At 36.6% G+C, this 23,144-nt stretch carries 23 protein-coding genes and 1 riboswitch; of the genes, 17 read left to right on the top strand and 6 right to left on the bottom strand.

All coding sequences use genetic code 11. The features are described 5' to 3' along the window. Nucleotides 1-12 precede the first annotated feature (12 nt). The 3 genes from menB to menC all read left to right on the top strand — a co-directional run bounded on the left by menB (nucleotide 13) and on the right by menC (nucleotide 3,509). Nucleotides 13-834, top strand: a complete 822-nt coding sequence (menB, locus tag G4D61_RS13890) for a 1,4-dihydroxy-2-naphthoyl-CoA synthase (protein ID WP_035353899.1) — start codon at nucleotides 13-15, stop codon at nucleotides 832-834. Between the two features lie 87 nt (nucleotides 835-921). Beyond that, nucleotides 922-2,394 carry an o-succinylbenzoate--CoA ligase gene (locus G4D61_RS13885; RefSeq protein WP_035353896.1) on the top strand — a complete coding sequence of 491 codons (1,473 nt, stop codon included), beginning with the start codon at nucleotides 922-924 and terminating at the stop codon, nucleotides 2,392-2,394. Then, complete coding sequence (gene menC / locus G4D61_RS13880; RefSeq protein WP_200886122.1) at nucleotides 2,391-3,509, top strand: o-succinylbenzoate synthase; 1,119 nt, start codon at nucleotides 2,391-2,393, stop codon at nucleotides 3,507-3,509. The genes G4D61_RS13885 and menC overlap by 4 nt, the downstream gene beginning before the upstream one ends. An 87-nt stretch (nucleotides 3,510-3,596) precedes the next feature. On the opposite strand, the gene G4D61_RS13875 is transcribed toward menC, so the two are convergent. Both G4D61_RS13875 and yidD read right to left on the bottom strand, forming a co-directional pair. Continuing rightward, nucleotides 3,597-3,752, bottom strand: coding sequence for a DUF1540 domain-containing protein (locus G4D61_RS13875; RefSeq protein ID WP_081750045.1), 156 nt, complete (start codon nucleotides 3,750-3,752; stop codon nucleotides 3,597-3,599). 98 nt (nucleotides 3,753-3,850) lie between these two features. Then, nucleotides 3,851-4,087: a membrane protein insertion efficiency factor YidD gene (gene yidD / locus G4D61_RS13870; RefSeq protein ID WP_025729915.1), complete on the bottom strand. Its 237-nt coding sequence runs from the start codon at nucleotides 4,085-4,087 to the stop codon at nucleotides 3,851-3,853. A 124-nt stretch (nucleotides 4,088-4,211) separates the two neighbouring features. On the opposite strand from yidD, the gene G4D61_RS13865 reads away from it, so the two are divergent. Further along, nucleotides 4,212-4,691, top strand: coding sequence for a Dps family protein (locus tag G4D61_RS13865; RefSeq protein ID WP_025729917.1), 480 nt, complete (start codon nucleotides 4,212-4,214; stop codon nucleotides 4,689-4,691). Nucleotides 4,692-4,776: 85 nt separating this feature from the next. Next, on the top strand, nucleotides 4,777-5,262 hold the full coding sequence (ytkD, locus tag G4D61_RS13860; protein ID WP_035353891.1) for an RNA deprotection pyrophosphohydrolase: 486 nt from the start codon (nucleotides 4,777-4,779) through the stop codon (nucleotides 5,260-5,262). 62 nt (nucleotides 5,263-5,324) lie between these two features. Here the strand turns inward: ytkD and G4D61_RS13855 are convergent, their stop codons facing one another. The 3 genes from G4D61_RS13855 to G4D61_RS13845 all read right to left on the bottom strand — a co-directional run bounded on the left by G4D61_RS13855 (nucleotide 5,325) and on the right by G4D61_RS13845 (nucleotide 7,968). After that, nucleotides 5,325-6,122 carry an ABC transporter permease gene (locus G4D61_RS13855; protein ID WP_152604271.1) on the bottom strand — a complete coding sequence of 266 codons (798 nt, stop codon included), beginning with the start codon at nucleotides 6,120-6,122 and terminating at the stop codon, nucleotides 5,325-5,327. After that, nucleotides 6,115-6,888 carry an ABC transporter ATP-binding protein gene (locus tag G4D61_RS13850; RefSeq protein WP_025729923.1) on the bottom strand — a complete coding sequence of 258 codons (774 nt, stop codon included), beginning with the start codon at nucleotides 6,886-6,888 and terminating at the stop codon, nucleotides 6,115-6,117. Before G4D61_RS13850 ends, G4D61_RS13855 begins: the two co-directional genes overlap by 8 nt. A gap of 66 nt (nucleotides 6,889-6,954) precedes the next feature. After that, on the bottom strand, nucleotides 6,955-7,968 hold the full coding sequence (locus G4D61_RS13845; protein WP_025729925.1) for an ABC transporter substrate-binding protein: 1,014 nt from the start codon (nucleotides 7,966-7,968) through the stop codon (nucleotides 6,955-6,957). Nucleotides 7,969-8,156: 188 nt separating this feature from the next. Here G4D61_RS13845 and G4D61_RS13840 point away from each other — a divergent pair, with 188 nt between their 5' ends. The 9 genes from G4D61_RS13840 to asnB all read left to right on the top strand — a co-directional run bounded on the left by G4D61_RS13840 (nucleotide 8,157) and on the right by asnB (nucleotide 19,382). Continuing rightward, the gene (locus G4D61_RS13840; RefSeq protein ID WP_025729927.1) at nucleotides 8,157-9,641 is read left to right on the top strand and encodes an FTR1 family iron permease; all 1,485 of its coding nucleotides are present in this window, start codon (nucleotides 8,157-8,159) and stop codon (nucleotides 9,639-9,641) included. Next, nucleotides 9,638-10,807 carry an iron uptake system protein EfeO gene (gene efeO / locus G4D61_RS13835; RefSeq protein ID WP_235425082.1) on the top strand — a complete coding sequence of 390 codons (1,170 nt, stop codon included), beginning with the start codon at nucleotides 9,638-9,640 and terminating at the stop codon, nucleotides 10,805-10,807. The genes G4D61_RS13840 and efeO overlap by 4 nt, the downstream gene beginning before the upstream one ends. Nucleotides 10,808-10,827: 20 nt before the next feature. Continuing rightward, nucleotides 10,828-12,069, top strand: coding sequence for an iron uptake transporter deferrochelatase/peroxidase subunit (gene efeB / locus G4D61_RS13830; protein WP_025729931.1), 1,242 nt, complete (start codon nucleotides 10,828-10,830; stop codon nucleotides 12,067-12,069). Nucleotides 12,070-12,301: 232 nt separating this feature from the next. After that, entirely contained in the window at nucleotides 12,302-13,429 is a 1,128-nt protein-coding gene (gene yfkAB / locus G4D61_RS13825; RefSeq protein WP_035353889.1) for a radical SAM/CxCxxxxC motif protein YfkAB, read from the top strand. A gap of 288 nt (nucleotides 13,430-13,717) precedes the next feature. Further along, entirely contained in the window at nucleotides 13,718-14,518 is an 801-nt protein-coding gene (locus G4D61_RS13820; RefSeq protein ID WP_035353887.1) for an alpha/beta hydrolase family protein, read from the top strand. Nucleotides 14,519-14,562: 44 nt separating this feature from the next. Continuing rightward, on the top strand, nucleotides 14,563-14,805 hold the full coding sequence (locus G4D61_RS13815; protein WP_035353884.1) for a DUF2584 family protein: 243 nt from the start codon (nucleotides 14,563-14,565) through the stop codon (nucleotides 14,803-14,805). Between the two features lie 243 nt (nucleotides 14,806-15,048). Beyond that, a complete protein-coding gene (locus tag G4D61_RS13810) occupies nucleotides 15,049-15,501 on the top strand; it encodes an NUDIX domain-containing protein (protein ID WP_052137829.1) in 453 nt (150 codons plus the stop codon). Nucleotides 15,502-15,682: 181 nt separating this feature from the next. Beyond that, nucleotides 15,683-15,810: riboswitch (SAM riboswitch) on the top strand. A 203-nt stretch (nucleotides 15,811-16,013) separates the two neighbouring features. Continuing rightward, nucleotides 16,014-17,216, top strand: a complete 1,203-nt coding sequence (gene metK, locus G4D61_RS13805; protein ID WP_025729943.1) for a methionine adenosyltransferase — start codon at nucleotides 16,014-16,016, stop codon at nucleotides 17,214-17,216. Between the two features lie 267 nt (nucleotides 17,217-17,483). Then, the gene (gene asnB / locus G4D61_RS13800) at nucleotides 17,484-19,382 is read left to right on the top strand and encodes an asparagine synthase (glutamine-hydrolyzing) (protein WP_025729945.1); all 1,899 of its coding nucleotides are present in this window, start codon (nucleotides 17,484-17,486) and stop codon (nucleotides 19,380-19,382) included. Nucleotides 19,383-19,456: 74 nt separating this feature from the next. Here asnB and G4D61_RS13795 read toward each other — a convergent pair whose 3' ends face one another. After that, nucleotides 19,457-19,975, bottom strand: a complete 519-nt coding sequence (locus G4D61_RS13795) for a gamma carbonic anhydrase (protein ID WP_025729947.1) — start codon at nucleotides 19,973-19,975, stop codon at nucleotides 19,457-19,459. A 172-nt stretch (nucleotides 19,976-20,147) separates the two neighbouring features. Between G4D61_RS13795 and G4D61_RS13790 the strand changes: the two genes are divergently transcribed. Genes G4D61_RS13790 through G4D61_RS13780 form a run of 3 tightly spaced genes read left to right on the top strand, consistent with a single transcriptional unit; the run spans nucleotide 20,148 to nucleotide 23,092 of the window. After that, nucleotides 20,148-20,954 carry an alpha/beta hydrolase gene (locus G4D61_RS13790; protein ID WP_025729949.1) on the top strand — a complete coding sequence of 269 codons (807 nt, stop codon included), beginning with the start codon at nucleotides 20,148-20,150 and terminating at the stop codon, nucleotides 20,952-20,954. A gap of 14 nt (nucleotides 20,955-20,968) precedes the next feature. Then, a complete protein-coding gene (tbcS, locus tag G4D61_RS13785) occupies nucleotides 20,969-22,063 on the top strand; it encodes a tetraprenyl-beta-curcumene synthase (RefSeq protein WP_025729951.1) in 1,095 nt (364 codons plus the stop codon). Between the two features lie 24 nt (nucleotides 22,064-22,087). Beyond that, complete coding sequence (locus tag G4D61_RS13780; protein ID WP_025729953.1) at nucleotides 22,088-23,092, top strand: LLM class flavin-dependent oxidoreductase; 1,005 nt, start codon at nucleotides 22,088-22,090, stop codon at nucleotides 23,090-23,092. The last annotated feature ends 52 nt before the right edge of the window (nucleotides 23,093-23,144 follow it).

Here is a 23,144-nt window from a genome sequence, read left to right as displayed (position 1 = left end):
GAGGGAATATTCATGGCAGTTGAGTGGAAAACAGAACATGAATACGAAGATATTTTTTACGAATCATACCATGGGATCGCAAAAATTACGATCAATCGCCCGCATGTACATAATGCATTTCGCCCTGAAACAGTAAAAGAACTAATTGATGCATTTTCTCGTGCGCGTGATAATGCAAATATTGGTGTCATTATTTTAACAGGTGCAGGTGGTAAAGCATTTTGTTCTGGAGGAGACCAAAAAGTTCGTGGAAATGGTGGATATGTTGGCAATGATGACCATATTCCTCGTTTAAACGTTCTTGATTTACAACGCTTAATTCGCGTAATTCCAAAACCGGTTATTGCAATGGTTGCGGGTTATGCGATTGGTGGCGGTCATGTACTCCATGTTGTATGTGATTTAACGATTGCAGCGGATAATGCTATCTTTGGACAAACAGGACCAAAAGTAGGTAGTTTTGACGGAGGCTATGGAGCAGGATATTTGGCACGTATTATTGGACATAAAAAAGCGCGTGAGATCTGGTTCTTATGCCGTCAATACAATGCTCAAGAAGCGCTTGACATGGGTCTTGTCAATACCGTTGTACCTCTAGAAAAATTAGAAGAAGAAACGATCAAATGGGCTGAAGAAATACTTGAAAAAAGTCCAATGGCTCTTCGCTTCTTAAAAGCTGCTTTTAATGCAGATTCAGATGGACTAGCTGGTATTCAGCAATTTGCAGGAGATGCTACGCTGCTATACTATACATCAGATGAAGCGAAAGAAGGTCGTGATGCGTTTAAAGAAAAACGCAAACCTGATTTCGGACAATTCCCTCGTTTTCCTTGATGATCAAAAGCTTGATGGTATTGCCATCAAGCTTTTTCATAGTTGTTTTGTATGCATTCATTAACTTTTTACGAATCAGGTGATATGATGGAAACTACTTTACCCAATTTTTTAAAACAAAGAGCTTATTTAACCCCAGATAGACCTGCATTAATGTTTCAAGATGAAATTATAACGTTTGCACAGTTGTATGCCAAAGCGATCGCTGTTAGTGAACAGCTTGCTTCATTAAATATTACTGAAGAAGATACTGTTGCTGTTCTTTTGAAAAATCGTCCACAAACAGTTGTAGTGTTACATGCTTTACAGCAATTGCGTGTTCGTACCGTTTTTCTAAATCATCGTTTAACACCTGTGGAAATGGCGTATCAGCTGCAAGATAGTCAGTCAGTGCTACTTATTTCTGAAGATGAATTTTCACAGGCAACTGAACAAATACACGATCTTGATAAGCATATTTCTATCTTCACGATTAAAGAGCTTTCTTCACTTCCTCACCATTCTTTAGAAATATTAGATGAATTTTCACTAGATGATGTTTGTTCCATCATGTACACATCCGGAACGACAGGCAAACCGAAAGGCGTGCTGCAAACATATGGAAATCATTGGTGGAGCGCGATCGGTTCAAGTTTGAATCTAGGAATTAGAGAAGATGATGTATGGTTATGTGCAGTTCCTTTGTTTCATATTAGTGGACTTTCAATTCTAATGCGGAGTATTTTTTACGGCATGCCAGTATATTTAATGGAAAAGTTTCAAGAGGATGTTGCGGTCAAGCTTTTACAATCAGGAAAAATTACGATTATGTCAGTTGTTACAGCAACGATGCAGCGTATCCTTCATAAACTTCAAGATGAGAAGCTGCATCCAAATGTTCGATGTATGCTATTAGGAGGTGGACCTGCTCCAAGGCCATTACTAGAAGCGTGTGTTGAAAAAGGCATTCCTGTTTTTCAATCGTATGGAATGACAGAAACATCTTCCCAAACGGTTACGCTTGCACCTGAAGACAGTTTGACAAAAATTGGATCGGCCGGAAAACCACTATTTCCTGCACAAATTCGAATTATTCATAATGGAAAGCAATGTAAACCGATGGAGCATGGTGAAATTATTGTAAAGGGACCAAATATTACGATTGGTTATTTAAATCGTGAAGATGCCAATAAAGAAAGCTTCCAGGATGGTTGGTTCCGTACAGGAGATATTGGTTATGTTGATGAGCAAGGCTACTTATATGTCATGGATCGCCGCTCAGATTTAATCATTTCGGGAGGGGAAAATATTTATCCTGCTGAAATTGAAGAGGTTCTAATAAGTCATCCAGATATATGGGAAGCTGGGGTTGTTGGAATGGATGATGAAACATGGGGAAAAGTGCCTGTGGCTTTTATCGTTTCTAATAAACAGATACCAGCTCATGAATTACAGCAATATTGTGAAGGAAAGCTTGCAAAGTATAAGATTCCAAAGAAAGTTTATTTCGTTAGCTCGCTGCCGCGGAATGCATCAAATAAACTATTACGAAGAAAATTATTGGATTTGATTCAATCATGAAGATACAACATGTACACCTATCCATCATTAAGATGCCTTTAAAATCTCCTTTTGCCAATGCGCTTGAAACGGTTACAGAAAGAGAAAGCATCATTCTGGAGGTTATTGACCATGATGGGGTTGCCGGTTACGGTGAGGTTGTTGCCTTTTCGACACCTTGGTATACAGAAGAAACAGTGAAAACTTGTTATCATCTATTAAAGGATGTGCTTATCCCGATTGTGCTGGATAGAGCGATTGAACATCCGAAAGAGATAAGTGAACGATTTCAGGCAGTACGCGGCAATCCTATGGCAAAAGCGGGAATTGAAACAGCTATTTGGGATTTATATGCAAAAAGAAAGAATCTTCCTTTATGGAAATTAATTGGCGGAACTAGAGAAAGTGTTTTATCAGGGGTAGTAGTTGGCACACATGATTCCAAGTCCGCTTTAAACCAAATTGAACAATTTATGCTTGAAGGCTATGATCGTGTAAAAGTAAAAATTAAACCGGGGCATGATTATGATTTCCTCCAGCTCATTCGAACACATTATCCATATCTTTCGTTAATGGCAGATGCAAACTCATCTTATACATTAAATGATTTGCCGTTATTAAAAAGTTTAGATAGATTTAACCTTTTAATGATCGAACAGCCACTCGCAGTCGACGATATTGTTGAGCATGCAGCACTGCAAAAACAAATGCAAACCCCTATTTGTTTAGATGAAAGTATTGTAACGTATCATGATGCTGAAAGTGCCATTCGTCTTGGAAGTATGGGTGTTCTGAATATAAAGATCGGTCGTGTTGGAGGATTATGGAATGCCATTCAGCTTCACAATCTATGTTTAAAGCATAGTATTCCTGTATGGTGTGGAGGGATGATTGAGTTTGGGATTTCACGGGCATTTAATATTGCACTTGCAACATTAGAAGGTTTTACAATTCCAGGAGATATTTCCTCATCAAATAGATTTTGGGAAAAAGATATTATCACACCAGAAGTTCATGTAAGAAAAGGAAAAATTCAAGCTCCGATGCAAGCAGGGATCGGTTTTAACATCAATAAAAAACAATTAATTGCAGCAACTATATATTCTGAAAAGATAGTAAAACGGGGGTTGCAGTGATTTGCTTTCCGAAAGCTTTTTTGGCATCAATAAAAGGGGGTTATTTTAAACCCCTTTTATTGATATATATTAAATGGAGGGTTCCCCTTATTCTTCGGATTGAAATGTTTTACAATCTGTTTCTTTTTGGTCTAGAGCTTGTTTACCGCTATGACTAACGACATAGATTCGATCAGCTGAGCATAAATTACCATCTTCCCAAAAAACACAGTTGCTAACTTCACATAGTACGTCTTTTGCCATTGAACATCACTCCTTTTTAATGATGAATCAATGGTTATTTTGTTCATTCTCTTCATTTTTATAGCGGGAAAAACATCCCATCCATTGTATACTCTGGATTAATGTTTATGTGAAGGCCAATGATCTGGAACGGGATCATAGCCGCCTTCATGAAATGGGTGACATTTTAAAATTCGTCGAATCGTTAAATATCCTCCGCGAAACGCACCAAATCTTTTGACAGCCTCAATGCCATAACTAGAACATGTTGGCTGGAAACGGCAACTAGGTGGTGTAAGTGGAGAAATGATGATTTGGTAAAGTCTTATCAATTTGATCAAAAGAAATTTAAACATAAAACCACCTTATTTTTTCTTCTTAATATTATTTTTTCATTGTAACATGGTTTTCAAACATTTTGCGCATGATATGTTTGATGGCTTTGTAAATGGGTATAAGTAAAGTAGGAGGGTGATTTAAATGGCTGAAAAAAATCAAGTCGTCAACTTAGCAGAGAAGCAGAAACAATTACCAGAGCTTGTAAATAAGCAAGTCGCAAATTGGACAGTTCTATACACAAAATTACACAATTATCATTGGTATGTTAAAGGGCCAGAATTTTTTTCACTCCACGTAAAGCTTGAAGAATTATACAATTTAGCTGATCAATATATCGATGAAATTGCTGAGCGGTTATTGGCAATTAACGGGAAACCTGTTGCAACATTAAAGGAATCATTACAATTAGCTTCAATTGATGAGGCAAAAGGTAATGAAAGCACAGAGGAAATGGTACAAGCTGTTGTCGATGATTTTAAAACAATCATGAAAGAAATTAAACAACTAATAGAAATTTCCGATGACAATCATGACGATGCAACAAGTGATCTGTTTACTGGAATTCGGACTGAGTTGGAAAAAAATATTTGGATGCTAGAAGCATTTCTTGGCAAAAGATAATGATAAAATAATGGGGTGATACATATCACCTCATTTTTATTGCTCAACAATGTATAATAGATGTAAAAACTTAGGAATGATTTCAATGATTTCTTTTAAAGATCTAAATGGTAATCAAGTTACATTAGCTTTTGTAAGTCAAGCATTTTCAATGAAGCCAAAACATGTATTTGTAATATGTAAATATCAGAACAAATGGTTACTTACGAAACACCCGTATCGAGGAATTGAATTTCCTGGAGGAAAGATTGAAAAAGGGGAAACATTGCGTGAAGCAGCCGTTAGAGAAGTATATGAAGAAACAGGCGGATTAATTTCTAATATTGTTTATATCGGTGAGTACTGTGTAGAAGATAAACAGTACGGAACTTTTGTTAAAGCGATTTTTTACGCAGAAATTGAAAAGATAAACGAAAAAAATAATTATTATGAAACAGATGGTCCGCTTCTTGTAAATGGAGACATTTGTGATCATTTGAATGATCGAGAATATAGCTTTTTAATGAAAGACCAAGTTCTAAAGGAATCACTCAAAAGAATTGAATCTATGCAACTTTTAAATAAACAGTAAGGGACTGGCATATGCAGGTCAATCCCTTTCATTATTGACTTTGAGTATGTTGTATCATCAATTTATCGATCTTTCGTTAATTTTTTTTCAAGTAAATCAACAAGTTGGTACATAATGGTAGCGATAATTGCGATAATAATCATTGATAGCATGACAAGGGTGAAATTAAATACTTGGAAACCATAAATAATCATATAACCAAGTCCTTGAGAAGAAACTAAGTATTCCCCAACAATTACGCCAACCCAAGAAAGTCCGACGTTTACTTTTAAAGTGGAGATAATGGTCGGCACGGACGCCGGCAGAACAACTTCGCGAAATACTTGAAAACGGGAGGCCCCGAAAGAATGTAATACTTTAATATAATTCTGATCGACGTCTCGAAATGAAGTATAAATAACGATTGTTGTTACAATAACAGAAATAATGATGCCCATTGCAATAATGGAAGAGTATCCTGGCCCCATTAATACAATTAAAATTGGTCCAAGTGCAACTTTTGGCATTGCATTAAAGATTACTAAATAAGGATCGATAATTTTTGAGAAAAATGGTGACCACCAAAGAATGGCAGCAAGAATCGCACCAAACAACGTACCAAGGACAAAACCCATAACGGTTTCAAATACTGTAATACATAGATGTTTATAAAGAGAACCGTCTACTATTTTTTCAATGAATAAATGCCAGACTTTAGATGGAGAGCTAAAAATAAGCGGGTCTATCCAATGATGGCGACTTGCAATTTCCCAAAACGCGAAAAAGCAGATTAAAATTAATAATTGATAAAATCGTACCCAACGTTTTTCTTTTTTAAGATTGTTAATAAAGTTTCGATGGAGTTGTTCGCTGCTATTCATCTGTTTCAAGAGATTCCAACTCCTTCCAAATTTCGTTAAATAAAAGAGAGTATGCTTCTTTACTTCTTACGGAAAATGGCTTTAATTCCCGTAATTCTTCTGGGACATTAAAGATTTTATGAATTCGTCCGGGTTTTGCAGCTAGTAGGACAATCCGATCGCTCATTGAAATTGCTTCCCCGATATCATGTGTTACAAGAACAGCTGTTTTTTTGAACTGTTTCAATGTATCAAATACTAAATCTTCTAATTTAAGCTTTGTTTGGAAATCAAGAGCTGAAAATGGCTCATCTAAAAGCAGTACTTTTGGTTTTACGGCTAATGTTCTAACGAGTGCAGCTCTTTGGCGCATTCCTCCAGATAATTGCCGCGGGAATTGTTTCTCAACTCCATTTAAACCGATGTCAGCGAGAAGCTGCAACGCATCATGTTTACTTGTTTCATTTAAGAGCTTCATCATTTTTAGACCGAGTAAAATATTTTCTTCAATTGTTTTCCACGGGAATAAATAATCTTGCTGCAGCATATAACCAATTGATGAATGCTGGACGTGCGGACGTTTACCATCAATAGAGATTTCTCCTTCCGTCGGCTGCATAAGCCCTGCAATAATCGATAGCAAAGTCGTTTTTCCACATCCGCTCGGTCCTAGTAATGAGACAAATTCTCCTTCTTCAACCGTAAAAGAAATATGATCAATCGCTTTTGTCACGTGACGTGAAGTAAAATAAGTATGGCTAACATTATTGATGTTTAAAAAGCTCATAAAGGATTCCTGCTATAAAAATTGAAACTTTATAGCAGGACTCACCACCTTTCTATAGTAAAGCTTTTATTTCAATGCGTGTTTGACAATTTTCGTATTGACAAGCTTGTTGTAGTCAACTGGTTTATTCAATTCTCCTGCTTCCATCATAATTTCTTGAATAGTTTTCCAGCCTTGTTTGCTTAAAATTAAATTTTTACTAAATGACCCTTGCTTGCGATAACGTTCGATGGAGGATGCAAGAATCGTTGTCTTTGTATCTTTAAAATATGGTTGCACCGTTTTAGCAATCGTATTTGGATCGGTTTTTTCAATCCATTGATTTGCTCTATAAAGTGCACGCACAAATTTTTCAGCTGCTTGTTCATGACTCTTTAAATAGCTTTGCTTCGCCATAAACGTAGTATAAGGGACTTCCCCAGATTCTGTTCCAAATGATGCCACAATATGGCCTTTTCCTTCCTTTTCAAAAATAGATGCAGTTGGTTCGAATAATTGTACAAAATCACCTGTACCAGAAGTAAAGGCATTTCCAATATTTGCGAAATCAACATTTTGAATAAGTTTTAAATCTTTATGCGGATCGATGCCATGTTTTTTTAGAACATATTCACTAACCATTTGTGGCATCCCGCCTTTTCTTTGCCCTAAAAATGTCGACCCTTTTAATTGATCCCAAGAAAAATGATCAATTTTCTTACGAGAAACTAGAAATGTACCGTCAGTGGCCGTTAATTGTGCAAAATTAATGACGGGATCCGTAGCTGCTTGTTTGTATACATAAATGGATGTCTCGGAACCTACTAGACCGATATCAGCCCCATTAGACAATAATGTTGTCATTGTCTTATCTCCGCCCCATGTCGTTTTTAATTGAATGTCAAGACCTTCATCCTTGAAATACCCTTTTGCTAATGCAACATAGAGCGGTGTATAAAATACAGAACGCGTGACTTCTGCAACCCTTACTTTTTCTAGCGGTTTCTTATCTTTGCTCGCAACATTTCCACAGGCACTTAAACTAAAAGCTATTATGAAAGCAACAAGTAAAGAAAATGTAATTTTTATCCAGCGGGCCATTATTTAACCTCCTTAAATTTTTTGTTTTAGCATATGAGTGTACAAAAAAATGTGTGAATGCCTAGGTGGAAATTCAGAAAATGTCGAAATTGAAAGATAAATAGAAAAATAGATTGACATATATAGAGAGAGGATGTATTATGATTTTGATAATCATTATCATTTAGAAAAGGAAGTGAGAACGGAAGGTGCTGGCAGATAGGTTCTTTCACAGAGGTAAGCTTTATCAATCTGCAATGATCATTGGCCTAATTTTTTTCATCATATCAGGGTTTCTAATTGGAACGAGTCGAACAGCAAAAGCAGATACGGAGACACGTGATGTAACAGTACCATTAAAAAGTGCAAAAGAGGCACTTCAATATGTTCAATCGAATCAATTAAAAAAGGCTGAGGAACGATTTGAAAAAGACAAAGAATGGTGGTTTGCTAATAAGCAAAAAGTAAAAAATTCTTCACTAGATTTAGCACAGCAAATTGATAAGCAAATTGCTGATGTCTCTTTAGCTTTTGTAAATGACGACCAAAAACAGGCAAAGGATAATTTAACTGCATTAACTACCTCTCTTGAAAATTATAAGATTGGCGCATTTACAGATAATCAAGGTCAAACAAAGATGAATTTAAGTATTTACATAACAAAACTAAAAGCAGCAAAAACGTTGATGCAAAATAAAAATTGGACCGCAGCTCAAGCAGCTGTTCAAGATTTACAACAACAATGGCTTGCGGTTGAAGGGGACGTTGTGAGCCAGTCGCAAAAGGTTTATACAGATTCTGAACGCAACTTAGTCGTATTGGACGCTTACATAAAGGATCCAGCAAAACAAGATCGCGCAGCTGATCAAATCAATCAAATGATTGCTGAATTAGAGCCATTAGCAGATGCGCACTATTCTTGGATGGATGCCGCATTAATTCCACTTCGTGAAGGCTTGGAAGCGCTCCTTGTTGTCGGGGCTTTGTTAACTTTTGCGAAAAAAGCAGGTGCTAACAAATCACGCAATTGGATTATCGGCGGTACAGTAGCTGGGTTATTAACAAGTGTGATTGTTGGCAGTATAGTTGTTATTTGGTTATCTGCGGCTGCTTTTGGACAGAACAATACACTAATTAATGGATGGGCAGGCGTAATTGCCAGTGCCATGATGCTTTATGTCAGTTATTGGCTACACAGCAATTCGGATATTGCAAAATGGAATCAATATATTGCGAATAAGAGTAAGCAAGCAATAACTAATGGTAGGATGGTTTCGTTTGCTTTTATTGCTTACTTAGCAATTGTTAGAGAAGGGATGGAAACGGTTATATTTTTAATTGGAATGGCAGGTCGAATGTCTGCTGGGCAAATGACGGTTGGAATAGTGGCAGGTTTTGGTGTGTTAGCCTTAATTGCCTTTTTAATGATTAAAGTCGGCGTTCGTTTACCATTAAAACCCTTCTTCATCATTTCAAGTGCGATTGTGTTTTATTTATGCTTTAAATTTATGGGCTCTGGTATCCACAGTTTGCAACTTGCCGGAGTTATTCCATCAACGGTTAATGATCATTTACCATCGATCAATGCTTTTAGCATTTTTCCTTCTTGGTATAGTACATTACCACAAGCAATCTTTTTAGTTGCAGCAATTTTTGTCGTATTTTACAAACAATTTAGGGGGAAACACATATGAAAATGAAAAAATGGGTTACGACAAGCGTAGCATTATTAACATCTGTAACATTACTTGCTGCTTGTAATTCTAATACGGGAGAAAAGAAAACAGCATCAGCAAATGTCACGAAAACATCCAGCAAAGAAGACAACACTGTAAAAAAAGAAACTGCAAAAATGCAAAAGCAAGTAACGGCTCTGCAAACAGCCATTTCCAAAAAAAATGATGCAGATGTGAAAAAAATTGCGAAGGAGATTAATGATCATTGGCTCGCATATGAAAATAATGTCCGCGATTTATATCCACTAAATTATACAGATGTTGAAAAATATGAAATGCCAATTTTTGAGGCAACGAGTGATAATAAATTGAATTATGATGATCTTGACAAGCAAGCGAAAAGCCTGCAAGGTGCTTTAAAAGATTTACAAAATGCAAAAGAAACAAAGGCAAAAACATCTGTTGTCCTTAATAAAGCGGTTAAGCAATATCAATCATACGTCGAGGATGAAACAAATGCTCTTGTAACAAATACGCAGCAATTTGCGGACGCTGTAAAAAACAATGATATAGAAAAAGCAAAAGATCATTATGCAGCAGCAAGGGTTTACTATGAAAGAATTGAACCAATTGCGGAAAGCTTTGGAGACTTAGACCCTAAAATCGACGCTCGTATTAATGATGTTGATAAAGTATCGGATTGGACTGGATTCCATGAGATTGAACGCTCTATTTGGGAAAAAAATACACTCGAAGGTCAAGGGAAATATGCTGACCAGTTAATGAAGGATGTAAAAGATCTGCAAAATAAAGTAAAAACGCTTAAACTAGAGCCGAAAACGATGGTTGCGGGTTCAATGGAACTATTAAATGAAGCAGCAACGACAAAGATTACAGGCGAGGAAGAACGCTATTCCCATATTGATTTAGTAGATTTAGATGCAAATGTTGAAGGATCGAAAGCAGTATATCAAGCAATTATTCCAGCATTAAATGTTAACCATAAACAATTGGCACAGCAACTGGATAGTCAATTCGTTAAAATTGAAAATACCCTTGCTACTTATAAAAAGAATGATAACTATGTTTCTTATAAATCATTAAGTAAAGAGGATATTCGTAAACTGAGTGATGAATTAAGCCAACTTTCTAACTTAATGTCGCAAACAGCTAAGCTATTCTAGGAAAAGAAGGTGATGGTCGAATGGTAGAAAAAAAATTATCAGAAGACCACAAAAGTGGTGTATCGAGAAGAGAAATGTTAAAAATATCTGCAATTGCTGGAGCAGGGATCGCTGTAGGTGCGAGCGGTCTTGCTTCCATATTAGATGTAACGGATAAGGCAAACGCTAAAAAAATTCAAGTAAACGACAGCCGGATTCCTTTTTACGGAAAACATCAAGCGGGCATTATTACTCCCCAGCAAACTTATATGTATATAGCAAGCTTTAATCTTGATACAGATGAAAAAAGTGAAGTAATCGCTTTGTTTCAGCAATGGACGAAATTTGCAGATCTAATATCGAATGGGCATACTTTTAAAAACTCTGATAACCATTTATTGCCGCCAGATGATACCGGTGAGGCGACTGGTTTGGGAGCATCCCGATTAACAGTTACTTTCGGCGTCGGTCCTACGTTTTTTAAAAAGGGCGGAAAGGATCGATATGGTATTGCTCATAAAAAGCCTAAGCATTTAAAAGAAATTCCCCATATGGCACATGATAGTTTAGACTCTTCTTATTGTGGCGGGGATGTTGTATTGCAAGTGTGTGCTGATGATCAGCAGGTTGCTTTTCACGGCATTCGAAATTTTATTCGTTTGGCGACAGGCACTGCATCGATTAAGTGGCTAGAGGAAGGATTTATTCAAGCACCAAAAAATGAAACACCGCGAAATTTATTTGGATTTAAGGACGGTACAGCAAATAAAGAGCATTTCTCTAAAGAAGGATATAATAATGTAGTGTGGGCAGCAAAAGATGAGCCTGAATGGATGCAAAATGGTTCTTATTTAGGATATCGAAAAATACAAATGCTTATTGAAATTTGGGATCGATCTTCTTTGCAAGATCAAGAAGATACATTTGGCAGAAAAAAAGCATCAGGTGCAGCTTACGGGAAAAAACATGAATTTGATCCTGTAAATGTAAAGAAGATGCCAGCAGATGCACACGTTCGGCTTGCAAAAGAAACAGGACAGCAAATTCATAGACGCGCATATTCATATACGCTTGGAATGGATTCAAAAACAGGAACTGTTAATGCAGGCTTGCTATTTATTTGTTTTACACAAAATCCAGAGAAACAGATGATTCCAATGTTAAAGGTGCTGGGAGAGAAAGATGCATTAAACGAATATACAAAACATATTGGCAGTGCGATGTTTGCTTGTCCAGGGGGTCTAAAACAAGGCATGTATTTTGGGCAAACCATTCTTGAATAGTTCGTAATCGATTTCCCGCTTCCTTTTCTTGAAAAGGGGGCGGGTTTTTTAAGAAGAAAATGAGATAAATCGGTTTATTCAGTTGAAAATTCATGATTTGGGTGGCAACATAGAATAGAAATGAATTATAGATATACTTATAGGTTTATAGTGAAAAAAATATGAGCCATAAGCATACTGTCGATCTAAATGAAATAATTTAGAAGACAGTGAAAATAAAAGGAGTAGTATTATGCAAAACAATCAACCTGTTTTAACAAAAATATCACCTGAATATGATCCATGGGAAGCATATATGGATATTGAAGAATATGGAAAACTTACATTATCTAATATTGAATTCACAACGACGACTTTATGTAATATGCGCTGTGAGCATTGCGCTGTCGGGTATACATTACGGCCGAAAGATCCAAATGCTTTGCCGCTGGAATTGTTACTGAAGAGATTAGATGAAATTGAAACACTGCGCTGTATTAGTATTACAGGCGGAGAGCCAATGCTGTCTACTAAGTCTGTTGAGCAATATGTCCTCCCCTTATTAAAATACGCCCATGAAAGAGGAATACGTACACAGATCAATTCTAATTTGACAATGAATCTTGAAAAGTATGTGCTTATTGCACCGTATTTAGATGTGTTACATATTTCACATAACTGGGGAACAGTGGAGGATTATATTGAAGGTGGATTTGCAAACATGCTCCGCCAGCCAAGCTTTGAACGCGGAGAAAAAATGTTCAATCGTATTGTAGAAAATAGTCGGGCATTATCGGAAATGGGCGTAATGGTATCAGCTGAAACGATGCTAAATAAGCGAACATTACCACATATTGAGCACATTCATAAACAAGTAGTTGAAGAAATGAAATGTGCCCGCCATGAAATTCATCCAATGTATCCGAGTGATTTCGCAGCGAATCTTGAAGTACTAACGTTAGATGAAATTCGTGAGGCGATTCATCATCTATTAGATATTCGTGATGAGGACGTCTGGATGTTATTTGGCACTTTGCCATTTTATCCTTGCAGCACAAATCCGGAAGATCTAAATTTATTGAAAAGACTATATGAAAGCAAAAAGGTAACAGTTCGCAATGATCCAGACGGACGCTCAAGATTAAACGTTAACATTTTTAGTGGTGATGTGATTGTAACAGATTTTGGAGATACACCACCATTAGGTAATATTCAACATGATACCCTCCCAGAAATGTTTCAGAAGTGGCTTCGTTCTTCTATTGCCCAATCATTAAATTGTCATTGCCCTGCTGTTAAATGTCTAGGGCCTAATATTTTAGTGAAAAATGCTTATTATAAAGGTATTGATTTCACTCAAAGAAAAGAAAATATTAGCTAATGTAATAGTGGCTTATTTTTAAGAAAAAGTGCTGTAAATGTAATGACTAATTTGAACAGGTTGCTACGTTTATGTGCAGCCTCGTGATGAAAAGCCATTTAAGTATTTAGCATCGTGAATCAATAGGGGAGTTATTAACTATATAGCTTCCCTTTATTGATTGACGAAAGCTCGTAGATGTTTATTCGGCATTTTCATATGAAATAAGAGCTTAATTTTACATATCATTAATGTCTTGATCATCCTTGTTTGCAGACAATAGATATAGCTAAGAAATAGGTGGATATAATGCAAAATAAACGAAGCAGTCTTATAATAGAGCAACATGTTTTTCCATCTCCAAACCCAAATATTCGTATGTATCTTGTTACTTATTTATCCGCTGGTTTAAAAGTGAAAGGATTACTTGCGGAGCCAAATGATCAAAAATACCATGACGGCTTTTTATATTTGCGCGGTGGGATTAAAAACGTTGGAATGGTAAGACCAGCACGTATCGGACAATTTGCTGCTGAAGGGTTTATCGTTTTTGCCCCTTTTTATCGCGGTAATCGTGGTGGTGAAGGACATGAAGATTTTGGCGGTGATGATCGCGCAGATGCTTATTATGGCTTTGATGTACTTTTGGAACATCCGCGTGTTAAAAATAATGTTCATATTTTTGGATTTTCCCGAGGTGGTATTATGGCATTAAGTACAGCGGTTGCAAGGCCAAAAGCAGCCTCCGTTGTCACATGGGGTGGTGTATCAGACCTTGCCTTAACGTATGAAGAACGAGAAGATTTACGAAGAATGATGAAAAGGGTAGTAGGCGGTTCACCTGCAAAATTTCCTGAACGATATAAGGAAAGAACACCGTTATATCAGCTTGAATTCATGAAATCTCCCGTTTTAATTATTCATGGAGTAAAAGACCAAAATGTATCGTTTGAGCATGCTTTACGTCTTGAAAAAGGGTTAATTGCCCATGAAAAACAAGTGGAAACATGGTATTTTCCTGAGTATACACACTACTTCCCACCTGCTCGCAACCGCCGAATTGTCCGTGATCTATGTAAATGGATGAAACAACATGGTCGGACATGCTAAAATAAAGATAACTAGATGAATTTCGTCAAAGGAGGGCAATTCAAATGGGAATGCCAATAGAGTTACAAACGCTTATTATTACCGAAGGAAAAGCAGAGCGTTTAGAGCAAAATTTATTTGTCTTAAAACAAGCTGGTTATTTCCTGTATCCACTTGACACATCTTTAGAGGTAAGAAAAGCAATAGAAGGCGAATCAACTGGCATTGCTTTTATTAAAAAACTTGAGTGGGAACAAAATACGACAACGATTCGTTACGAACTCGTCTCATTAAATACACCTAATTAAGTAACAGAGCATCTCGTTAGTATGGTCACACTTTACATGTGTTTGACATCACTTTTGAGATGCTCTTATTTAAAATTCTATTTTGTTTTTATAAAAAAAGTTGTTCACTTTCACTGTTCAACAAGATGTTGTTAGAACGAACTGTTGAAACGTCAATCACCTCTTCCTTTTAAAATGGATAATGCAGAATTAAATGTACAAACTTGAATATAGGAGAATGATAAACAAAAGGAGATGAAAGCATTGGATGAGAAACGTGTTTTCGGAACAAAGAAACCTGGGGTACAATATACATCAACATTGAGTACATATGCGGTTATTTTTAATTTGAAGAAAGATCAGGTTGGTATTTTACGGACTGATGAGCATTATGTACTTCCTGGTGGAGAAATGGTGCAAAATGAATCTGATATTGAATGTTTGCAAAGAAAGATTAAAGAGGAAATCGGTGCAAATATTGAAGTTGGATGTCATTTGGGGAATGCGGTAGACTACTACTACTCACCTCGTGACAGCCAATATGTTCGAAACGAAGGAGATTTTTATTTAGGAAAGTTAAGTCGTCAAGAAGAGCATCATAATCATATGTTTGAATGGATGTCCCCAAATGAAGCAATTGAAAAACTATGGTTGGATCACCAAAAATGGGCTGTGCAAGAAGGTGTAAATGTGATGCAGACAAGCTCCTTATTTTAATAGAAATAAATAGGATTTTTTCAACGAAGATCACAATCTGAATGAAATGGGCCGTCTGTTATGCAATAAAGTCATTAGGAAAAAGATGTCACTCTATTTAAATTTTTTCCATCTTATAAAATCAGTTTAAAACCATTGACACAATTAGACAAATTGCGTATGATTTTTACTTGAACGGATACTCTTATCCCGAGCTGGTGGAGGGACGGGCCCAATGAAACCCAGCAACCGGCCTCTAGAAAAGCAATATGGCTTATTCTAGGCAAAGGTGCTAACCTGTGGCAAGGAAACCCCCTTGAACGATAAGAGTGAAAGGCGCGATTCTCAAAGTCTGAACCTTTCCACTCGAGAAGAACGGAAAGGTTTTTGTTATAGACATTTGAATGTCGATTTATCCTATTTATTTACTTGGAATTATCGTTAGCTTCTAAGTCTATAAATAATAAGGGGAATGAGTACCGTTAATATAAAAGAATCTGAATTTGCTCATTACAAAAAAGGAGGAACAGCGGATGTCAAATAAGCGTTATTTATTTACATCAGAATCAGTAACAGAGGGCCATCCAGACAAAATCTGTGACCAAATCTCTGATGCTATCTTGGATGCCATTTTAGAAAAAGATCCAAATGCACGTGTTGCATGTGAAACATCTGTTACAACCGGTCTTGTATTAGTTTCAGGAGAAATTTCTACAAATACGTATGTTGATATTCCTAAAGTTGTACGTAATACGATTAAAGAGATTGGCTACACTCGTGCAAAATATGGTTTTGATGCCGAAACTTGTGCAGTACTAACTTCTATCGACGAGCAGTCTCCTGATATCGCTCAAGGTGTTGATCAAGCGTTGGAAGCACGTGAAGGTCAAATGTCTGAAGAAGAAATTGAGGCAATTGGTGCAGGGGACCAAGGTTTAATGTTCGGTTTCGCATGTAATGAAACAGAGGAATTAATGCCACTGCCAATTTCTCTTGCGCATCGACTAGCTCGCCAAATCGCTAAAATACGTAAAGAAGAAACATTGTCTTATTTACGTCCAGATGCGAAAACGCAAGTAACAGTTGAATATGATGAACATAATAAGCCTGTAAGAATTGATACAATCGTTATTTCAACGCAACATAATCCTGAAGTAACGTTAGAGCAAATCCAACAAGATATGAAAAAATATGTGATTGAACCTGTTGTTCCTCAAGAATTAATTGATGACAGCACGAAATATTTCATTAACCCAACAGGCCGTTTTGTTATTGGCGGTCCGCAAGGTGATGCTGGTTTAACTGGCCGTAAAATTATCGTTGATACTTATGGCGGTTATGCACGTCATGGCGGTGGAGCTTTCTCAGGTAAGGATCCAACAAAAGTAGACCGTTCTGCAGCATATGCAGCTAGATACGTAGCGAAAAACATTGTTGCTGCTGGACTTGCAGAAAAATGTGAAGTACAGCTTGCATATGCGATCGGCGTAGCAAAACCGGTATCAATTTTTGTTGATACATTTGGTACTGGTAAAGTATCTGAAGATCTTTTAATTGAAGCCGTTAATGCAAACTTCGATCTTCGTCCTGCTGGAATCATCAACATGCTGGATTTACGTCGTCCAATTTATAAACAAACAGCAGCATACGGACATTTTGGCCGCAATGATTTGAATGTTCCATGGGAAAAAACAGATAAAGTAGAAGCTTTAAACGAATTTGTAAACAATCATTAATAGGTTATTAAAATAAGAGGTAGTGAATAAGCTCCTCTTATTTTTCTTTTTGATAACAAAATGACTTTTTCTCTGCACAAGCGAGAAAAACATGCTAATATTAAATACGTATTGGACAAATACTGTTGATTTATGACATGAATATTTTTATTTCTACAAAAAACTTGTAAGAAATGTTAATGATCTATTTGTTTTTTTAAGAAAAACTTTTACAATAGATTGTATGGTTAAAATGAAATGACTTTATTAAAGTAGGTGACTTACATAATGTGCGGATTTATTGGATGCGTCCATGATAAAACCATTACATTATCAAATACAGATAGACAATTATTCAAAAATATGAATAATATGATTGAACACCGCGGTCCTGATGACGAAGGTTTCTATGAAGATGAACATATTCAGTTCGGTTTTCGTCGTTTAAGTATTATTGATATTGAAAGTGGGCATCAACCATTAACGTATGAAAATGAACGATATTGGATTATTTTTAACGGTGAAATTTATAACTATGTTGAACTAAGAGAAGAATTGGTTCAAGCAGGTTTAAGTTTTGAAACTTCTTCGGATACAGAAGTTATTATCGCTTTATACAGCCATATTGGAGAAAAGGCTGTAGAAAAGCTGCGCGGAATGTTTGGATTTGTTATTTGGGATAAACAAGAAAAAAAGATTTATGGTGCAAGAGATCCATTCGGTATTAAGCCATTCTTTTATTATCAAGAAGGCGACCGTCTTTTCTTCGGTTCTGAAAAGAAAAGTATTTTATTAGCAATTGACAATCCAGAATTAGATTATGATGCTGTGCAACACTATTTAACTTATCAGTTTGTTCCTGAACCAATGACAATGACTAAAGGAGTTCAAAAGTTAGAACCTGGTCATTACTTCACGAAAAAAATTGGCGGAAAAATGGATATTAAACGCTACTGGAAAGCATCTTTCCATCCAGTTCAAAAATCCGAAGATGCATTTAAAAAAGAAATTCGTGACGTTCTTTATAACTCTGTCCAAGTGCATATGCGCAGTGATGTCCCAGTAGGATCATTCTTATCTGGCGGTATTGATTCATCTATCATTGCTTCCATTGCAAAGGAATTTCATCCGGCAATTAAGACGTTTTCCGTTGGTTTTGAACGTAATGGTTTTAGTGAAATTGATGTTGCGAAAGAGACAGCTGAAAAACTTGGTGTAGAAAATATTAGCTATGTCATTACACCAAAGGAATACATGGAAGAATTGCCTAAAATTATATGGCATTTAGATGATCCATTAGCAGACCCGGCGCTTGTACCGCTGTATTTTGTGTCTCGTGAAGCGCGAAAACATGTAACAGTTGTTTTATCTGGTGAGGGATCAGATGAGCTCTTTGGCGGATATAATATTTATCGTGAACCTCAAGATCTTGAAGTCTTTAATAAAATTCCTAATGTTGGTAAATCTTTATTAAAAGCATTAGCGAAAGTTCTTCCAGAAGGAGTTAAAGGGAAAAGCTTTATCGAACGCGGTGTAACACCGATGGAAGAACGTTATATTGGTAATGCAAAAATGTTCACGGAAGAGGAAAAACGCAAACTGCTTAAACATTATCGTGAAGGTTTAGATTATCGAAATATTACAAAGCCGCTTTACAATGAAACAAGAGGCTATGATCCAGTTGATCGCATGCAGTATATTGACATTCATACTTGGATGCGCGGGGATATTTTATTAAAGGCAGACCGTGTAACGATGGCTCATTCTCTTGAATTGCGCGTTCCATTCCTAGACAAAGAAGTGTTTAGAGTTGCATCGCAAATTCCGACAAGCTTAAAAACAGCTGATCAAACGACGAAATATATTTTACGCAAAGCTGTAGAAGGAATTGTACCTGACCATGTATTAGATCGTAAAAAACTTGGATTCCCTGTTCCAATTAGACACTGGTTAAAAGATGAGATGCATGACTGGGCTGTACAAATTATAAAAGAAAGCCCTACAGATGATCTAATCGATAAGCAATATGTTTTGAAACTGTTAGAAGATCATTGCCAAGGTAAGTTAGATTACAGTCGTAAAATTTGGACAGTTTTAATTTTTATGCTTTGGCATGCTGTTTATGTTGAAGAAAAATATGATTTTCAATCAAAATTTCGCCAACCGTTAGCTGAAACAACATTATAAACAAAAAAAGGGGAAATCTATAGAAAATGATTTCCTCTTTTTTTATGTATTCAATCAAAATCCCAAAAAATGTATCATATAGATGATTGGAGAGACTTATAATATTGAGCTTTTTCAGCGTATTCTCGGACAATTCGTTGCATGTCTTGAATATCTTCATCCGTTAATGGTCGGATGACTTTAGCGGGTCTGCCGAAAGCAAGGGTATACGGGGGAATTACTTTACCTTGTGGTACTAGGCTGCCTGCGCCGATAAATGCTCCCTCGCCAATTTCTGCCCGATCAAGAATAATGGATCCCATCCCAATTAATGCTTTTGGATGGATGATACAGCTATGTAAAATTGCTTGATGTCCAATTGTGACTTCATCTTCAATGATTAACGGATTGTTTGGACTTTGATGAAGAACACAATTGTCCTGAATATTTACTTTATAGCCGATTTTTGTAGGCGCAACATCACCTCGAATGACTGAATTGAACCATACACTCGATTCATCACCAATTTCGACATCACCTGAAATGGTTACATAGTCAGCAATAAAAGCAGATTCAGATATTTTTGGACTTTTTTCATGAAACGGATAAATCATGTGAACCCTCCTAATGATTAAATTATTCTGTATTCTTATTTTAAAGAATTCCGAGTATTTTTAGAAGAAATTGATTGAAATATATCTTTTCTTTTTCGTATTAGAGAATTTTTGGTTAAAATATAATAAGACGGTATAGATTACCATCGTGGCTTGAAGGGAGATAAATTGTATGTGGATATGGCGAGCAGATGAAAATCCAAAGGCTGTTATTGTAATGGTCCATGGAGCAATGGAACATCATGGCCGATACAGCTGGTTAATTGAGATGTGGAGGTCAAATGGATATAACGTTGTCATGGGGGATTTACCTGGACAAGGGATGACTTCAAGATCGCAGCGAGGTTATATCGATGCATTTGATGAATATATTATAGAATTAAAAGAATGGGTACAAGCTGCTTACCAATTTGATTTACCAATTTTTTTACTTGGTCATAGTATGGGGGGTTTAGCTGTAATTCGCTTGCTTCAAGAAGAGCATGTAAAGGTCGCCGGCGTTATTTTGTCCGGGCCATGTTTAGGTCTTGTTGAATACCCAAATAGATGGCTTAGTGCTTTATCAGTTATATTAGATAGAATTGCACCGCGTATTCGTTTTAATAGCCCGTTAACGGTGCAAATGGCTACAAGAAACAGAGAGATTCAAGAAATGGCAGTAAATGACTCTTTATATATTACAAAAATCTCAGTTCGTTGGTATCGCGAACTTATAAAAGCAATGAGGATTGCACATTCAAAAGTATTAGATTTGCCAGATATTCCTTTTCTTGTGATGCAAGGTGGGGATGACCGCATTGTTAAAAAAACAGCTGTAATGAACTGGTTTAACCAAACAACATTATCGGAAAAACTATATAAAGAATGGCCTAAATGCTATCATGAGATCTTCAATGAACCTGAGAGAGAAGATATTTTTATATATACAAAAAATTTCGTTGATAATAGGTTACGCGAGCTCGGTTATATTATTGATTGAGGTGAAATGTATAGATGTCGATACCATCCTATCCAATTCCGTTAATGAATCAAGTTTATCGAAAAGTCATGCCTATCGTACACCGTGAACTTTATCATTGGCGAGAAAAAGCTATGCAAATTCCAAACGTTGAGTTAAGAACACAAGCATTAGCAAGTATCAAAGGTAAGACATTTCATTGTGAGGGAGGATCGATTTTAGCACTGCTTGCGAAAGATAAAAGATGCGAAGCGATTAAGTTTATTGTCGCGTATCAAACAATCAGTGACTATTTAGATAATTTATGTGATCGCAGTACTTCATTGGATCCTTATGATTTTGCCGCTTTACACGAATCCATGAAAGATGCTTTAACAGTAAATTCGGCTATGAAAAATTACTATCGTTTGCGGGAAGATCAAAATGACGGTGGTTATTTACATGCCTTAGTAAAGACATGTCAATCCGTCTTAAGTGAAATCGAACATTATGAGGTCATCAAACCGTATATACTTGAGTTATGTCAATATTATTCGGATTTGCAAGTCCATAAGCATGTATGTGTAGAAGAGCGAGTTGATCGGTTGCAGCACTGGTTCGCTGAGCATAAACAGGGCTTTCCTGATATGGAATGGTATGAGTTTTCGGCTTGTTCTGGATCAACGCTTGGCATCTTTTGTTTAGTATCCTATGCACTAAGAACGGATTTTTGTGCAGAGTATGCTAAAATCATTCGTGACGGTTACTTCCCTTATATTCAAGGACTTCATATTTTATTGGATTATTTCATTGATCAGGATGAGGATATGAAAGGTGGAGACTTGAATTTTTGTTTCTACTACGAAAATGAGGAACAATTATTTAATAGAATGATTCATTTTTTAAAAGAGGCGGATAAGCATACATCGAAATTACCGAATCAGAAATTTCACAAGCTAGTGAATCGCGGGTTACTCGCTGTTTATTTATCGGATGAAAAAGTAAGGAAGCAGCAAGGTGTCTATAAATTATCGCGTAAAATGATCAAATTTGCTGGTTCGATTTGTATGTTCTTTTATATCAATGGAATTACGTATCGGAAAATAAAAGACCTTATTCCTTCCAAAGTTATTAAATCATTAGTTAAGTAAGTTCTTCATTCATGGAGGAATACAATGGAAAAATTAAAACTTAGCATACTAGATCAGTCACCGATTTCTGAAGGGATGTCTGCCGAACAAGCATTACAACATACAGTTGATCTTGTCCAGCATGCAGAACAATGGGGGTATAGCCGCTTTTGGGTTTCTGAACATCATGATTCAGAAACTTTGGCTGGTTCTTCTCCAGAAGTATTAATTGCTCATCTCGCAGCGAAGACTTCCCGTATTCGTATTGGCTCAGGAGGCGTCATGTTGACGCATTATAGTCCGTATAAAGTGGCGGAGAATTTCCGTGTATTAGAGGGGCTAACACCAAATCGCATTGATTTAGGGGTGGGAAGAGCACCTGGCGGAATGCCACGGGCAACGTATGCATTGCACAATGGTGAAAAAAGAAATATTGAAAGCTTTCCTGAACAAATTGATGAACTGTTCATCTATCTTCACGATGCAATAGCCCCTTCTGATAAATTGTACGGTTTAAAAGCAGCACCTGTCATTCAAACGGTTCCTGAGCTATGGCTATTGGGATCAAGCCATTCAAGCGCTTTGCTGGCGGCTGAAAAAGGCTTGCCTTATAACTTTGCGCAATTTATTAATGGTGAAGATGGACCCCAATATTCCCGATATTACAAAGAACGTTTTAAACCATCCTCATATTTAACAAAGCCGAAAAATATGGTTACTGTATTTGTTACTTGTGCAGAAACAGACGAGGAAGCACAGAGAATTAATTCTAGTATAGAACTGGCGATGATTCGCTTAGAACAGGGGATGCCGTCAGCGGGAACGCCTAGTCCTGAAACAGCTATGGCATATTCCTACAGTAAATATGAGTGGGCGCGTGTGTTAGAAAATAGAAAAAGAATGATTATCGGTTCACCGAAAAAGGTAAAAGAAGCGCTTTATGAATTAAGTGAGCAATATGGTACAGACGAAATTATGCTCGTATCGAATATGTATTCTCATTATGATAAATTAAAATCATTTGAATTGATTGCCAAAGAACTTTTGTAAAGAAAGAGCCGGAATGGCTGTAACGAATGTTTACTTACAGCCATCTCCGGCT

It is taken from the genome of Heyndrickxia ginsengihumi, from assembly GCF_011008565.1.
Classification (GTDB): domain Bacteria; phylum Bacillota; class Bacilli; order Bacillales; family Bacillaceae_C; genus Weizmannia; species Weizmannia ginsengihumi.
Note: the sequence above shows the minus strand (reverse complement) of the source record. Positions and strands in the feature narration are given on the sequence as shown.